Source organism: Planktosalinus lacus (assembly GCF_014640155.1).
GTDB lineage: Bacteria > Bacteroidota > Bacteroidia > Flavobacteriales > Flavobacteriaceae > Planktosalinus > Planktosalinus lacus.
The window spans coordinates 346,770-363,317 of sequence record NZ_BMGK01000001.1; the positions used below are offsets into that span (position 1 = coordinate 346,770).

Below are 16,548 nucleotides of genomic sequence, written 5' to 3' on the forward strand. Positions count from 1 at the left end.
AAGAGCTATTTTACAATAGGTCTTTCTTTTCAAGCTCCACAGCTTTTTTGTATTCAATGTAGTAAAGCTCTAGCATTTCTATGGTAGAGACAATTATGTCTTTTGTTTCCAAAAGGAGGGTAAAATACAATGTCGTGTTTTTGGAGCTTGATTCAGGATCCTTTGTCCTGGAAATTTGCTTTTCAATTTGAGCAGAAACTTTATTTAATAGGTTTTGTTTTTCATTTAATATTTCACCAAGATTCTCCAATGATTTACTATCAAACTCTTTTTTAATTTTATTGAAAAGTTCAAGAAGTTCCTCTTCAATCTGTTTCAGGTCTTTGATTTGATTAAACTTAAGGCCTTTGTGATTGTTTTTCACGTGTTTTAGACTCACCTTGGTAATCAATTCTAAAGACTGAGTAATATCTTGTAAATGGTCTTGTGCTAACAAATAAAACCTACTTGCACCAACATCGTGGCCCTGAAGATTTTTAATATAGAAGAATATATGGTCTTTTAATTCCTCTACTTCTTCATCGAGTTTTGCTGTATATTTTTTAGCGTTCTTCAGCTTCTTAATATTTTGTTTTGCCAGTCCTTCCAATGTGGCTGAGTACACTTTTCCTGACCTTTTAATGATGGTTGATACGTTGCTTGAACTTTCTTCAATAATGCCTTTAATTGAAGTGCTTTCAGCTCTTCTCAATAATTCATCCTCTTTAAATTCAGCAGCAGCTTTTTTACCTTTCAGATAGGTTCTCAGGATAAGGATTAAAGCAAGGGCAAATAAAACAATTAATGAAACTTCACCAACTGTAAAAATTATGAAGGCCAAGGTTGCCGCTGTAAGAAATGCAGCAATGGCAGTCATAAACCATCCACCAATCACGTTTAGTACTCCGGCAACGCGATAAACCGCACTATCACTTCCCCAGGCTCTATCAGCCAATGATGTTCCCATTGCTACCATAAAAGTAACATAGGTTGTTGATAATGGTAATTTTAAAGATGTAGCAAACGAAATTAATAAACTGGCCACCATTAAATTTACAGCAGCCCTGATCATATCAAAAGCAGGAGCGTCTATTTTTTTATCATAGGGGTTTGTTTCAATTTTTTTGAATCTTTTCTCAATAGATTCATTGATTTTTTTCGGAAGAATTTTTGTAATTCCTGCATTTAAAATTATTGAAACCCTTACCAACTGTTGAGATAATAAATTGGCTTGAAAACGTTCTTTTCCTTCATCTTGTCTGGATAAATCGACAGAGGTTTTCAAAACCCGTTGTGCTTTTTCAGAGAACCATAGGGTTAAAACCATTATCAATCCTGATAGTAAAAGCAAATAAATGGGAGTACTCACTTTATTGGCCAGGACAGTCATCTCATATTGATCGGCTGCAATTCCTGAAGCAGTCCAGGCTTCCCAGCCTTGAAAAGCTGCAATGGGAACACCCACAAAGTTCACAAGGTCATTTCCGGCAAAGGCCATGGCTAATGCAAAGGTTCCTAAAACAATAATCAACTTGTAAACGTCTAGCTTTATTAATACATTCAACAAAAAGGAAACTAAAGACCAGATTATAAAATTATAAAGTAAAAACATCCACATATTACTGTCTGCCCATATGGTAAGTTGTTCAGGTAAGATAGTTGTGCCTTTTAAGCCTTTGATAATAATAAAGTAAAAAATTGCAGTGATTCCAACCCCTCCAAAGAGAGCGGGAACAACCTTTGGTTTTTTCTCAAAGTTAAAGCTCACCAGGTATCTGGTGATATACTGAACAACAGCTCCCACAACAAATGCAATTCCCACAGACATGAGAATTCCTACTATGATTTCAAGTGCTTTTGCACTGTTTATATAATTACCCAAGGTAGAAAAACTATCATCTGTGTTGTATATTTTGAGCAGGGAGACGGCAACTGCAGCACCCAGTAAATTAAAGATGATAGAAACAGTAGTGGATGTGGGCATCCCCAGGGAATTGAAAAACCCAAGAAGGAGTATGTCCCCAATCATAACTGCCATACAGATAATCATGATTTCGTTAAAATAAAACTCACTGGGAATAAAAATACCGCTCCGGGCAATTTCCATCATACCACTTGAAGAAACGGCTCCAAAGAAAATCCCTAAACTGGCAACAATCATTATGAGTTTAAAGGAAACTGCCTTTGAGCCAATAGCCGAGTTTAAAAAATTTACTGCGTCATTTGCAACACCAACAACTAAATCTGCAACTGCTAATACCGCCAGGGCAATTAGCATTATTAAGTACATATCGTTCATTTATAATGAGCTAATTTTAGACCACAAAATTCTAATTATTTTTGCTCTCCAATGTTACCAAAATGTTATCTGTTTTGTGGATTTCAATTAAAATTAAAAGGTGTTTTTTGCTATATAGTAAACGAAATTTTGGTTTCCAATGTTAAATTTTCTAATTATCAAACATTGTAAATGACAGATAAACAGTGTGATAAATCTACAATGTTAAGATAATGTTACTAAAACATTTCATAAATGTAAAATAATGCTTATATTTGTTTAGAAATCATTAATTATCTCAAATCATGAAAAATATAATTTTAACCCTTGCGATAGTCCTTTTTAGCACTCAAATTTTTGCTCAAGATACTCCAAATAAAAAGTTGATTAAAAATGGAGATCTTATTGAAGCACAGATATTTCATGATAATGGAATTGTAAGTCAAGAAGGTCAATATACTTTAGACGGAAAATTACAAGGAACCTGGGTAAGTTATGATGTTGAAGGAAATAAAACAGCCGTTGCAAAATACAACAACGGACAAAAAACCGGAACCTGGTATTTTTATGAAGGAGAAACTCTTAGTGAAGTGAAATACAACAACAATAAAATTGCGCAAGTAAAAACCTGGAAAGAAGGGGAAACACAAATTGTAAGTAATTTTGAATAAATTTTTAAAATATTATAAACAAAAAAGGGCTTCAATTTTGAAGCCCTTTTTTGTTAAATTAAAAAGTTAAGCTATAGCCTAACGAAAAAGATGTGCCAGGGGCCCTGTATTGAAAAGGCTTGTCTAAGGCATTAAATGACTCATACAAACTTTCTCTTTTATCATTAAGAATATTGTCAACTTTTAAAGTGATGGATGCATTTTTTTCTTTTCCAATTGTCTTTTCAAAATTAAAATTCAAACTGTTAAAAGGTTGAATAAACACATCAGGGTTTTTTCCAAAACCAACTACATCAAGTGTTTTTCCTTGAACGTTATAAAATATTCCTGTTTCAATTCCTAAATCTTGGTTATTATACAGTAAACTTGTGTTTACTAAGAAGGGAGATTGACCCTGGAGGGCTCTGGTATCATCGATTTTTTCTCCTTCACGGGCAAAGTTCAATCTAGATTCATATTCTTCACCTTCCCCTTTGTTCATTTCAATTTTAGAATCAATTATCGATACGTTTAGGTTGATACTCAAGTTTTTAAGGTTTTCAGCAAGGAAACCAAAATTCTTTCTTGCTTCAAATTCCACTCCAATCACATCTGCTGAAGGAGCATTTCGGGGCGTGAAATTGTTTGGTGCAATGTTTGAAAAAGCAACAATTTCAATCGGGTTTTTAAAGTGTTTGTAAAAACCACTGACGGCAAACATTTGAGCGTTATCACTAAAAGCTTCAAATCTTAAATCAAGGTTGTCTATATATGATGGTTCTAAATCGATGTTTCCTAAGAAGGTAATCCCGGTTAATAAATCTACTATTTGCACCAAAGACTTTTCTTTAAAACTGGGTCTTGCAGTTGTTTTTGAATAAGAGAGTCTAATGTTTGAATTAGGCATCACTTCATAAATCAGGTTTGCTGAAGGAAAAAAGTCAAGCTCATTGAGTAACTCATCATTATCAAATTGAAGGGTTTGCCCGTCTTGTCTTCCTTCACCGGTAAACAAACTTGTAAATTGTTCAGCTCTAACACCAATAATTGTTCTGAATTTTTCACTAAACCTAAATTCATTTGATAAATATACAGCGGCTGTTGATTGAATCGCATCAAATGTGTTGGCAGGTTGAAAATTTCCTCTAATGTAATATCCTGAGTTTGTTTCTACAGTCCAGATGTTATCAGGAGTTAAAATAGCATCAGGATCACCGTTTAAGTCAATGGGGTTTACGCCTCTAAAACCAATGTCATAACTGTTTATGGTATAATCTCTTTGCTTATAACTGTACAAGGCACCAAACTTTAGAGTTGAAGAGTTATTGAATAAAGTATATTTTTTTTGCAAATCTATTTTAGAAACAGCATTAACTTCTTCAAGGTTTCTCCATATCCTGTTTGGAAAACCTGCATCTGCACTAATTGTAAACTCGCCATCTCTTTCAATAAAAGTAGTAAGCCTTACATCTTTGTCTTCACTTTTTGAAAGTGTGGGTGAAATTTTCCAGTCAGTTATAAAAGACCCATCTTCACTGGTGTGCTTTCCGCCAAAAAGTAAATTTGTAACAGACCTTTGAGTGTACTCAAGGTTGTCTTTAACGGTGTTTATATCGTTTGATATTTCAGTGTTTTGATTGAAAAGAGCTGCTCTACTTTCACCGTTTTGCAAATGAAGTAGGTTTAATGTGTATTTTGATTTTGCAGTTTTATATGATAAACCTGTCATAACTGATGCTAAAACATTATTTTGACCCACGTCGCCAAACTGTCTTCTGTCAAATCGAAGTTCATAACTATCCCTTTCTTCCGGTTTTTGATAAACTCCATTTTCAAAACCTTCATAAAAGGTTGTTGCGTTTTTATAATCTATAGAGGCAATAAAACCCAATTTATTTTCTTTGAATTCAAATTGATTTCCATAATTAAAACCAAAACTAAAATCCATCAAGCTACTTTCACGTTGAGCAGCCATAGTAGGTTCAAATAATCGGGTGATCGTTTCCAGATTGCTGTTAGATTCTGCAGGGTTTGGAATATTTGTTTGAGACGAAATGGGTAACTCTCTTGTGCCATCATCAAAACCTAAGAAATCTGTATTTCCTCCTTCTTGTGATAAATAATTGTTGTTAAAATGCATGTCAGGATTGTATCCGGCAGAAAATGAAATACTCATTTGTTTTTTAGACGGGAAATCTTTAGTAACGATGTCAACAACACCTCCTGTAAAATCTGCAGGCAACTCTGCTGAAGCTGATTTGTAAACAATGATATTTTCTAAAATGTTAGTTGGAAAAATATCCATCTGAATCGTATTCTTATCAGGATCCAATCCTGGGATATCCATTCCATTTAAAATCGATTTTGTATAACGATCACCCAGACCTCTTACATATACATACTTCCCTTCCTGAACAGAAACACCAGGCACACTTTTTACTGCCGAAGCGATATTACTCGCGCCACTTCTGCTAATGCTTTGAGAAGAAAGTCCGTCCATTAATGTAGCAGAGTTTTTCTGAAGGTTTAAAACAGATTCTTCTGTATTGCGTCTAACTGTTGTTGAAATCACCACTTCGTCAAGCATACCTGTAGACGCATTCAAGGTGACATCCAGCTCAAACACGTTTCCATTCTGAATGGAAACCTCCTGAATTTCTTTGGTTTCATAACCCACAAAAGAAAAGACAATCGTATAAACGCCTTCTTCAAGGTCTAAGGAATAATCTCCTTCAAAATCTGAAGTAGTTCCGTTTGTAGCTCCTTTCACACTAATAGTTGCAAAAGGAAGGACATCATTGTATTCACCATCAAATACGGTACCCGAAACTTTACCCGATTGTGAGTAAATTAAAAAACAACCAAATACGCTAAATAGAATCGAAAATAAATGTTTATTTGACATAGTTTAATTTTAAACTTATACTATATAAGTTTTTTATTTTATGAATTATTGAAAATCTAAAAAGTCCACCCTCTTTTGAGGGTGGACAATGAATTAATCTTAGCTAATTTTAATAAACTTAATATGCATTATTTTGAGAGGCAAGTGTCCAAGAGAAAACATTTAAGTTTGCTCCAACAGTTGCGTTTGCAGGTGAACTAATAACTGTTACATTATCTGTAAACAAGTTTTCTAAACCTACAGGCGCATCTTCCAATAAATCTACTGCATTTGCAACTCCGGCAGGTAATACTATTTCCCAGTTTGAAAAGTTCAATCTTCCATTTGCATATTCAGTTTGAGAATCCTCACCACTAATTCTGATTGTTGAAGTAGCACTGATGTCATATACCAACACATTGTTTAGGCTTGCCAAAAGTCCGTCTCTAAAATCAGCAGTTCTGCTACTAATTCCTCCACCAATTATTGTAATGTTATTCATTGTAAATGAGTCTTCTGTAGCTGAAGAACCTTCAGGTCCGTCAAGCTCTAATCCACTACCTGATGTTGCACCTTGAATTACCAACCCATTTGAAATGGTTCCTGAGTATGCTTGATCTGCATCAAAACCATCATCACCACAACCCCAAACAAGTAAGTTTGAAGAATTTACTGTTCCACCAAACCACTCAATTCCATCGTCTTGATTTGCTACAACTTCTATGTTGTCAATGATAGTTCCAGATCCAACACCACCAAGAGTTAAACCGTTGATTTCGTTGTCCTGACCAATCGTAATACCACCGTGTCTTATTGATATATATCGTATGATCCCTGAATTGTCATTTGGAGTTGTTCCTCCATATTGACCATAAGGCTCGTTTGCCGGGATACCTTCAATTTGAGCTGTTTCTAAATCTCCACTTACTGAGATTGGAGCTCTACCTAAAACAATTACTCCTCCCCAAAGACCGGCATCCTCAACTGTTAAATTTGAACCAGCAGTTTCTCCCACTTGAATGTCATCTAAAATTGAAGTAAAAATGATTGGCTCACTTGCAGTTCCATCGGCAATGAGTCTTCCTCCTTGGTCAACAATTAAGGCAGAAGCCAAAGTCTCTTGACCTTGCTCACCTTTAACAATTGTACCAGGCTCAATGGTTAAAGTTACACCTTCATCTACCACAACTTTTCCATCAAGAACATAAATATTCTCTGAGGTCCAGGTTTCGTTTTCAGTAAGTATTCCATTTTTTACAATGATATCACCTTGACCACCATCATCGTCATTTGATATTGGTCCATCATCATCTCCGCTGCAACTTGTGCCTAATCCAAGAACTGCAATTGATACTATGGATAAAAAGAATTTTTTCATAATTTTTGTTTTTAATTGAAATTATAGATTGTTTGAATTTTTGATGTCACAAAGAAAGTCCAACATTGTAAAGTTGGTGTTACATGAAAATTAAGTGTTTGTCATTTCAAGGTTATGTTAACGTTAATTGCATTTACTTTTCTTTACATACCGCCTTTTTACTTAAAGTAGTATCTTGCAGAAATAAAATTCACTTTTTTAATATGATGCACTGGGAACAGCTTTTATCACTCAAAAAGATGGGTGATTCCACAAAAAGATTACGAATCGAAGAAGATGAAACCCGCCTTGCTTTTGAGGTAGATTATGATCGCATCATTTTTTCATCTGCCTTTAGGAGTTTACAAGATAAAACACAGGTAATACCGCTCTCAAAAACTGATTTTGTCCACACAAGGCTAACTCACAGTCTGGAGGTTTCAGTTGTGGGCAGATCTCTGGGAAGGCAGGTTGGAAAAGCAATTTTGCGTTTACATCCTCATTTAAAAGACACCTTGGGCTATAGTATCAATGATTTTGGTGCCATAGTTGCCGCAGCATCCTTGGCGCACGATATTGGAAACCCACCTTTTGGACACAGTGGTGAAAAAGCCATTGGCGATTATTTTTTGAACGGTAATGGCAAACGTTTTAAAGAGTTACTTACTGCAAAACAATATCAGGATTTGGTTGATTTTGAAGGAAATGCAAATGGATTTAAAATTTTAACCCAAAGCCGAGAAGGAGTTGAAGGCGGTCTAAGGCTCACTTATGCAACTTTAGGCGCTTTTATGAAATATCCAAAAGAATCCCTTCCCAAGAAACCCTCCTCTGAAATTAGTGATAAAAAATTTGGTGTTTTTCAAAATGACAAAGATTTTTTTAGAGAAGTTGCAGGGGAACTGGGATTACTAAAAAAGGGATTAAAAGAAGACACTCATTTTCAAAGACATCCACTGGCATTTCTTGTAGAGGCAGCAGATGATATTTGTTACACCATCATCGACTTTGAAGACGGTATCAACCTGGGATGGATTGACGAATCTTATGCACTTGAATATCTTACCAAATTAGTAAAAGACACGCTAGACATCAAAAAATATCATCTATTACAAACCACTTCAGACCGCATGAATTACTTACGTTCACTGGCTATTAGTAGATTGATTCAGGAAGCGGTGAATGTGTTTGTTGAAAATGAACAACAACTTTTAAGCGGCACATTTTCAGTTTCTTTGCTTGACAAGAGTACATTCAAAGCACAAATTGATGATATTATAAAATTGAGTATTCAAAAGATCTACAAAAGCCGTGAAGTCATCGATAAAGAGATTGCCGGATATAAAATATTAACCACGTTACTCGATGCCTATTCCAAAGCAATTGAAAACAAGTATCAAGGCAAAGAACTCCATTATGACAATCTTTTATTGGAGGATTTAAAAACCTTAGATTTCAATCAAGAAAAAAGTTTATATACTTATTTAATTGATTGTTGTTCATACATAGCCGGTTTAACTGACGGAAATGCATTATTGACATTTAACAAGCTATCAGGTAAAAACGTTTAAGTAAAAACAAAAAAGTTAAAACAAAAACAAATAGTTGTTAGTTTGAACACTTTCCATTATATTTAGCTTCCAAAAATTTTATATTCAACCAATTAAAAGCTTATATTAATCTTATCTCCTTCTACAATGAAAAAAATTATTTTATGTTTTGCGTTTTTAGGCTTTGGCCTTTTGAATGCACAAGACTTCTCTTCAGTCATTGACTCCTATTTTAATGATAACCGTTCACAATTAGGTTTAAATACGCAAGATGTTGAAGACATTCTCATTTACAATCAGCATTACTCAGAAAGCACAAAAGTAAATCACGTATATGTTGTGCAACGCTTTCAAGGTGTTGAAATATTTAATGCAATTTCAAATTTTGCAATTGATAACAATAACAATGTAAAGTATGTAACCGTGGATTTTTTACAGGGAATCTCTCAAAAAATCAATTCAGTTACTCCTGGCTTAACCCCAGAACAAGCAATTAATCAGGCAACAAGTCAACTTGGTTTAGATACACCATCTGGCCTTGAAATGATTGAACAAGTTGGAACCAATAAATATCTTTTCAACTCAGGAAATATTTCGCAAGAAAACATCAATGTAAAATTGGTTTTTCAGCCTAACAATGACCAAACCAGTTTACGGTTGGCTTGGGATTTGGATATTTTTATTCTTGATGGAAGTCATTGGTATAGCGTTCGAATTGACGCTCAAACCGGTGAGCTTTTAAACACGCACGATTGGGTAGTAAGCTGTAACTTTGGTGAAGTTCACTTTTCTGGTCATACAAAAGAAATCAACACATCAACAAAAAGTGTTTTAGAAATTGATATGACTTCTTTAACCCCCAATGATGGTTCACAATATCGTGTATTTCCAATGCCGTTTGAAAGTCCTAATCATGGCGATGCTCAATTAGTTTCAGAACCTGGTGATCCAATTGCCTCTCCTTTTGGTTGGCACGACACAGACGGTGTTCCGGGAGCAGAGTTTACAACAACACGCGGAAACAACGTAAGAGCTCGTGCTGATATAGCGGGTAACAATACAGGAAACTACACAGAAGGAGGAAATGATTTAGAGTTTGACTTTGAGATTGAATTTAATCAACAACCTATTGGATATGTTGATGCCTCAACAACCAATTTATTTTATTGGAATAACATTATTCACGACGTTTTTTACAGATATGGATTTGATGAAGAAAGTGGAAACTTTCAGGAGACAAATTATACAGGTGAAGGAGTTGGAAATGATGCAGTAAATGCTGATGCTCAGGATGGCTCAGGTTTAAATAATGCAAATTTTGGCACACCTCCTGAAGGAAACAGACCCAGAATGCAAATGTTTCTTTGGAGTGCACAAGGCCCTCCTGGAGAACCATTAACAATAAACAATGGTCCTTTAGCCGGGGACTACACAGGATTAGGAGCTCAATTTGGAGACCCAATCCCAACTGACCCTTTAACTGCTGATTTAGCACTTGTTAAAGATGATAATTCAGGTCCCTCTACAGATATTTATGATGCATGTGACCTCATAACCAATGGAGGTGAATTAGATGGGAAAATTGCAGTAATTAGAAGGGGAGAATGTCAATTTGGATTTAAAGTACTAGCTGCTGAAAATGAAGGGGCTATTGCTGTAATAATGATAAACAATGTGCCAGGAGAGCCCATTGCAATGGGACCCGGAGACGTTGGTGATCAGGTAACTATCCCGTCTTTAATGATAAACCAAACTGATGGAGAAGCCATTATTGACGCATTAATTAATGGTCAAACAATCAATGTAACTCTAGAAGATGCAGGACCTTATATGATAGATGGAACTTTAGACAACGGAATTATAGCACACGAGTATGGCCATGGAATCTCAAACAGACTCACAGGTAGCGCATTCAATTCAAACTGCTTGTCCAATGATGAACAAATGGGAGAAGGCTGGAGTGATTATTTTGGCTTAATACTTACTATGAAAGCAGGAGATACTCCAGATCAACCTAGAGGCATTGGCACTTTTGCCGTTGGACAGCCCACAGATGGAAATGGAATAAGACCTGCTCCTTATAGTACAAGTTTTACAGTTAATTCATATACTTATGGTGCAACAAACAATGCCGGAATATCCCGCCCGCATGGAATCGGGTTTGTATGGGCAACAATGCTTTGGGATTTAACCTGGGCAATGGTAGACGAATATGGTTTTGATCCTGATATTTATGAAGGAACCGGCGGAAATAATATGGCGCTACAACTTGTGGTTGATGGATTAAAATTACAAAATTGCAGTCCTGGTTTTGTAAATGGAAGAGATGCCATTTTACAAGCTGATGAACTCGCAAATGAGGGCGCAAACAAGTGTCTTATTTGGAATGTATTTGCAAATAGAGGCCTTGGTTTAAGTGCCAGTCAAGGAAGTTCAAATAACCGCTTTGATCAAGTAGAAGCTTTTGATGTTCCTGAAGATTGTCTATTAGGAACTCAGGGTCAGTCATTCAATAACTTTATGATTTATCCCAACCCATCACAAGGAGACATCAATATTGTTTCCAGAGAAAATATGGGAGAAAGCACCATTTCAATTTTTGATATAAATGGCAGAAAAGTATTCACCAAGGAAGTAATGATGACCGGAGCTGTAAATATTCAGGCAAAAAGTTTAAATACCGGGGTGTATATTTTACAGATTGAAGGGGAAAATTACACTCACAATGCGAAATTAATTATCAAGTAAATTCTATATTATGAATATAAAAAAAAGACTGCCAGTTTTGGCAGTCTTTTTTTATTGAAGTTTTTTAAGAAGTTGAGATATTTTTATTGGAGAAATACCACATAATTCCTGAAGTTCTTCAACACTTCCGTGTTCCGGAAATTGGTCTTCAATTCCTGCAACGTGAATAGTGTTTTTGTAATCATAATTTGCAGCAAATTCAAGTATGGCACTTCCAAAACCACCAGATTTAACACCATCTTCAATAGTAATAATTGTTTTATGCTTTTTAAAAACAGCATGTAATAATTTTTCGTCTAAAGGTTTGATAAAACCCAGGTCATAAATAGCAACTTCTTGAATTGAGCTTTCTGTCAAAGCTTTTTCAACATTTTTCACGATAGTTCCAATGCTAAGGATAGCAAGATTGTTTCCTTCTTTAATACACTCACCCTTTCCAATTTCTTTTTTTGTAAAAGGCTTTCTCCAATCAATTGTAGAACCCCTGCCCCGAGGATATCTGATAGCGATGGGTAAATTGAGACCTAAAGAAGCTGTGTACATAATATTACGAAGCTCGACTTCATTTCGTGGAGCAAAAACAATTAAATTTGGGATGCATCTTAAATAAGCCAAATCAAAAATACCATGATGAGTAGCACCATCTTCTCCCACAATACCCGAACGATCCAAACAAAAAATCACCGGAAGTTTTTGCAAGCAGACATCATGAATCACCTGATCGTATGCGCGTTGTAAAAAGGTAGAATAAATATTACAAAAAACGAGCATTCCCTGAGTTGCAAGGCCGGCAGCAAATGTAACTGCATGTTGCTCTGCAATTCCAACATCAAAAGCTCTTTGAGGAAACTTGTCCATCATAAGTTTTAAAGAACTTCCGGTAGGCATTGCCGGTGTAATTCCGATGATTTTGGGATTCTTTTCTGCAAGCTCAACGAGTGTAATCCCAAAAACATCTTGAAATTTTGGAGGTTGTAAAACCGAACTTTTAGGTAAGAGTTCGCCCGTGTTACTATCAAATTTTCCGGGGGCGTGATATTTCACCTGATCTTTTTCAGCTTGCCGTAAACCTTTTCCCTTTTTTGTTATTACGTGGAGTAATTTAGGCCCTTGCACTGTTTTCAAACGCTCTAATTCCTGAATCAGAGCAATCAAATTATGACCATCAACAGGACCAGAATAATCAAAATTTAAAGCCTCAAAGATATTGTCTTGATTAGGTGTTTTTTTGACTGAAGCTCTAGTAAGATACTCTTTTAAAGCCCCCACACTTGGGTCGATGCCAATAGCGTTGTCATTGAGAATCACTAATAGGTTTGTATTAGTTACACCTGCGTGGTTGAGCCCTTCAAATGCCATGCCTGAGGCAATAGAGGCATCACCCACAACGGCAATGTGCTGTCTTTTACTGTCACCATTGAGTTGGGCAGCGATAGCCATACCCAGTGCTGCAGAAATAGCTGTCGAACTATGTCCCACACCAAAGGTGTCATAAACACTTTCTGCTATTTTTGGGAAACCAGATATACCGTTTAAGCGACGGTTTGTATGAAAATCATCTTTTCTTCCGGTGAGTATTTTATGGCCGTACGCCTGATGTCCCACATCCCAAACCAAAATATCATCAGGAGTGTTAAATACATAATGTAGTGCAATTGTCAACTCCACGACACCCAGACTGGCGCCCAAGTGACCTTCTTTAGTGGCAACAATATCAATGATAAACTTTCGCAACTCCTTTGCAAGTTGAGGTAATTGCCCGGGAGCCAGTTTGCGAAAATCTTCAGGATATTGAATACTGTCTAATAAAGTTGTTGCCATACTGCAAAAGTAAACAATTGAAATTGTATTTTTGGAGTTATTAGAAGTGAGACTTTAGTCAACAGATTTTACACCAGATGATAGAGCCCTTTGATGATAATTACTTTATGAATCGCGCTTTGAAGGAAGCAGAAAATGCTTTCGCGAAAGGGGAAATCCCAATAGGCGCTGTGATTGTAGTGGAAAATAAAATCATCGCCCGGGCACACAACCTTACCGAAACTTTAAACGATGTTACTGCTCATGCTGAAATGCAAGCCATCACAGCTGCTTCCGATTATCTGGGTGGAAAGTATCTTAAAAAATGCACACTTTATGTCACTGTTGAACCCTGCCAGATGTGTGCGGGGGCACTTTTTTGGAGCCAAATTGACCGCATCGTCTATGGTGCAAGGGATGAACAAAGGGGTTGTATCAATATGGGAACTAAGCTCCATCCCAAAACCAAAATGGAAGGAGGAATCCTGGCCAAAGAAGCTTCTGAACTTTTAAAACGGTTTTTTATTGAGAAGCGAAATTTGAATTGACAATGAGTGCCGTTAAAGAGCAATTTTCACCAATTTTTCATAATATGGCAAACACTCTTCAAGCAATGGCTTCAGTTTTTCAGGAAAAGGAGCTGTTTTGGGTGTGTAAGGATTAAACCCTGTGGATTGGTGAATGTTGGCATACCAGTACTTTGCCCAGCTTCCGTCCTCCGGACGGACACCGGGTTTCCAGTGTAACATCTTTGGCTCAAAAGGAATGCCAATGGCAGCACATATTTTTTTCAATTGCATTTTCGGGTTTAACAAAACCGCTTTTGAGTCGATGACTATGACAGGTACATTTTCTTTTTGCAGTTGCTCCAGCAATCCGACCTGCATTTTATAGCCCACATCTTCCATAGTTGGATTTTCAACCACTTCAGCATAGGAGGGAAGCATTTCCGCAGGGTCGCGTGTCAGGATGATATTGGTCAATTCTTTAAGAAAACCACGGTCCAGACCGGGCAATAAGTGATGGGTCATGTTTTTGAAAAACAACACCGGCTTTTTGTTATGGGTTAGCATCATTTCAACCACTTTTTCACCTTTGGTTTCCATAGTGTTTATGGTTTCTTCGGCTCCGGGATGGTAGTTTTTGGCTCGGCTGTTTTTTAAGTAATAGCCATAAAGCGGCTCGTCAAAAACCTGAGTGTCTTCTCGCTGTCCAAAAGAGTACATCAATGTGGTAGAGATATTTCTGGGACCTGACCAAAGTGAAATACGTTTTGTCGGATTTACCATTTGTTATTGCTGAATTTCTTTTTCTATAAGGTCTTGATACAGTTTGCTTATTCTTTCAGTTAAAACTCCCGGACTTCCCGTGCCTATGGTCTTTCCGTCAATTTTTATAACCGGTGTAAGACCGCCAAAAGAGCCGGTCACAAATGCTTCATCTGCACCATACACATCAAACAGAGAGAAGTTTTTTTGTATGCAGATAATGTTATTGTCTTCACACAATTCTATCACATTTCCACGGGTGATGCCATTCATACAATATTGACCTGTTGAGGTCCAAACTTCGCCGTTTTTCACCATAAAAAAATTGGTGGCATTGCAGGTGGACACAAAGCCATGGATATCTAGCATCAGGGCTTCATCTGCACCGGCTTCCAGGGCTTGCATTAATGCTTGCACTTCGTGTAACTTGCTGTGGCAATTCAGGCGTGGGTCAAGATAATCCGGTGAACCTCTGCGAAAGGTGGATGTAAATAAAGTAATGCCCTTTTGTTTGGTTTCAAGAGAGGCAGTTTTGTGTTCGGCAATAATGACCAGATTGGGGCCTGAAATAGTGAGCCGCGGGTCTTGTGATGGTGTTTTTTTAATACCCCTTGTAAGCATAATCCGCACGTGAATGTGATTTTTCATTTCATTGGCATCCAGTGTGGTTTGAATGTTTTGTAATAACTCCTCCCTGTTAAAGGGAATATTGATCCCTACTACCTTAGCCGATTGCCACAAGCGGTCGAGGTGTTTATCTATAAAAATCATTTTCCCCTGATGTACCCTGAACGCTTCCCAAACACCATCTCCTACCAAATAGCCACTGTCAAAAACAGATATTTTTGCTTGGTCACGAGGGTATAATGTTCCATTGATAAAGATTTGAATGTCTTTGTTGCGTGGGTCCTCGACTGCATTGTGGGTACCGTGGGTCATGTTAATTTCTATTTAAATAGTTAATTCCATCCGGTTGTTTACCTGTGGGAAAGTGGCGGGTAATGGTATAGGTTTCCAAATCAATCTCACTTACCAAATCGGCATTGGTATTGGCCACATAAGCTTTGGTGTTGCTTGGAACTACAATACCTATTGGAATGGAACTGCCTTCAAACTCCCTTGAAAAATAACGGTCGTCATCCACTTCATCGGGTAGTGGAACATCCATTTTTATGGAAGTTAACAATGTTTTATCTTGGGAGTCAAAAATGGAGACATCGCCTGTTCGGGCGTTGCTTACCAGTGCTTTGCTACCATCAGGAGTGAATTTTAAACGAATCGGGAAATTATCACAGGCAATCGTATGCATCAATTCTAGTGTGGAAGTGTTAAAAACTGCCAGGGTGTTGTCTTCTCGATTTGTAACCCATACTTCTTTGCCGTTGGGTGATACAGCTACTCCTTCTGCACCCTTTCCTGAATAAAGCTGCTTGACCACTTCCTCTTTTTCCAAATCAATCACTGTGAGATTTCCTGTGCTGATACTGGGCACAAATGCTTTTTTAAGGTCGGGAGTTACTGCAACCATATGCGAGACGGTTTGCTGGGTGTTGATGGCTTTTTCAATTGTTCCGGTTTCAATATTGACCAAAAGTAAACTGTTGGAGCCTTCGGAGGTAACAAGCATTTTTTGGCTTTCTCCAAAAACCTGAATGCCATGCGGACGTGTATGTTCTCCCAAATCAATTGTTTTTTCAAGTTTAAACCCGGCCAAATCATATACTAAAAGTGTTTTTCCGGGATTTTTGCTGTTGCCGTAATTGGTCACAACGGCCCGTTTCCCATCAGGAGTAATTTCAACTTCGTGAGGTTCCAAGCCGGTTTCAAGTATGTGTAAAGTTTCGGTGGTTTCCACATCGATGATGTGTAAGGTGTTGTCTGTTTTATTGGCAACTAAAATCAAATTGTTTTGGGCTACTTCATCTTTGGAAGTATCTTTTTTTGTTTCGTTTTTACAGCTAGATAAAATCAGGAGTAAGGTAAAAAGTGAAATGATGTTTTTCATTTAGATTAATTTACATAGATAAAAGTAAT

The 16,548-nt window shown here is 36.9% G+C and carries 11 protein-coding genes; 4 read left to right on the top strand and 7 right to left on the bottom strand.

Annotated elements, in window-relative coordinates:
* Nucleotides 1–10: 10 nt before the first annotated feature.
* Nucleotides 11–2,278 carry an inorganic phosphate transporter gene (locus IEV69_RS01625; RefSeq protein WP_188438797.1) on the bottom strand — a complete coding sequence of 756 codons (2,268 nt, stop codon included), beginning with the start codon at nt 2,276–2,278 and terminating at the stop codon, nt 11–13.
* 284 nt (nt 2,279–2,562) lie between these two features.
* Here IEV69_RS01625 and IEV69_RS01630 point away from each other — a divergent pair, with 284 nt between their 5' ends.
* Nucleotides 2,563–2,928 (top strand): toxin-antitoxin system YwqK family antitoxin, encoded by a 366-nt coding sequence (locus IEV69_RS01630; protein ID WP_188438799.1) that lies wholly within the window; start codon nt 2,563–2,565, stop codon nt 2,926–2,928.
* 58 nt (nt 2,929–2,986) lie between these two features.
* Here IEV69_RS01630 and IEV69_RS01635 read toward each other — a convergent pair whose 3' ends face one another.
* Both IEV69_RS01635 and IEV69_RS01640 read right to left on the bottom strand, forming a co-directional pair.
* Complete coding sequence (locus tag IEV69_RS01635) at nt 2,987–5,812, bottom strand: TonB-dependent receptor (protein ID WP_188438801.1); 2,826 nt, start codon at nt 5,810–5,812, stop codon at nt 2,987–2,989.
* Nucleotides 5,813–5,930: 118 nt separating this feature from the next.
* Nucleotides 5,931–7,169 carry a beta-helix domain-containing protein gene (locus tag IEV69_RS01640; RefSeq protein WP_188438803.1) on the bottom strand — a complete coding sequence of 413 codons (1,239 nt, stop codon included), beginning with the start codon at nt 7,167–7,169 and terminating at the stop codon, nt 5,931–5,933.
* A gap of 206 nt (nt 7,170–7,375) precedes the next feature.
* On the opposite strand from IEV69_RS01640, the gene dgt reads away from it, so the two are divergent.
* A complete protein-coding gene (gene dgt / locus IEV69_RS01645) occupies nt 7,376–8,719 on the top strand; it encodes a dGTP triphosphohydrolase (protein WP_188439015.1) in 1,344 nt (447 codons plus the stop codon).
* A gap of 126 nt (nt 8,720–8,845) precedes the next feature.
* Nucleotides 8,846–11,446 carry a T9SS-dependent M36 family metallopeptidase gene (locus IEV69_RS01650; RefSeq protein WP_188438805.1) on the top strand — a complete coding sequence of 867 codons (2,601 nt, stop codon included), beginning with the start codon at nt 8,846–8,848 and terminating at the stop codon, nt 11,444–11,446.
* A 51-nt stretch (nt 11,447–11,497) separates the two neighbouring features.
* On the opposite strand, the gene IEV69_RS01655 is transcribed toward IEV69_RS01650, so the two are convergent.
* Nucleotides 11,498–13,267, bottom strand: coding sequence for a 1-deoxy-D-xylulose-5-phosphate synthase (locus IEV69_RS01655; RefSeq protein ID WP_188438807.1), 1,770 nt, complete (start codon nt 13,265–13,267; stop codon nt 11,498–11,500).
* 77 nt (nt 13,268–13,344) lie between these two features.
* On the opposite strand from IEV69_RS01655, the gene IEV69_RS01660 reads away from it, so the two are divergent.
* Nucleotides 13,345–13,794, top strand: coding sequence for a nucleoside deaminase (locus IEV69_RS01660; RefSeq protein ID WP_188438809.1), 450 nt, complete (start codon nt 13,345–13,347; stop codon nt 13,792–13,794).
* Between the two features lie 12 nt (nt 13,795–13,806).
* Here the strand turns inward: IEV69_RS01660 and IEV69_RS01665 are convergent, their stop codons facing one another.
* Genes IEV69_RS01665 through IEV69_RS01675 form a run of 3 tightly spaced genes read right to left on the bottom strand, consistent with a single transcriptional unit; the run spans nt 13,807 to nt 16,519 of the window.
* Complete coding sequence (locus IEV69_RS01665; protein WP_229741258.1) at nt 13,807–14,535, bottom strand: sulfotransferase-like domain-containing protein; 729 nt, start codon at nt 14,533–14,535, stop codon at nt 13,807–13,809.
* A 3-nt stretch (nt 14,536–14,538) separates the two neighbouring features.
* Nucleotides 14,539–15,453 (bottom strand): aminotransferase class IV, encoded by a 915-nt coding sequence (locus tag IEV69_RS01670; protein ID WP_188438811.1) that lies wholly within the window; start codon nt 15,451–15,453, stop codon nt 14,539–14,541.
* Nucleotide 15,454: 1 nt separating this feature from the next.
* Nucleotides 15,455–16,519, bottom strand: a complete 1,065-nt coding sequence (locus IEV69_RS01675) for a YncE family protein (protein ID WP_188438813.1) — start codon at nt 16,517–16,519, stop codon at nt 15,455–15,457.
* Nucleotides 16,520–16,548: the final 29 nt, after the last annotated feature.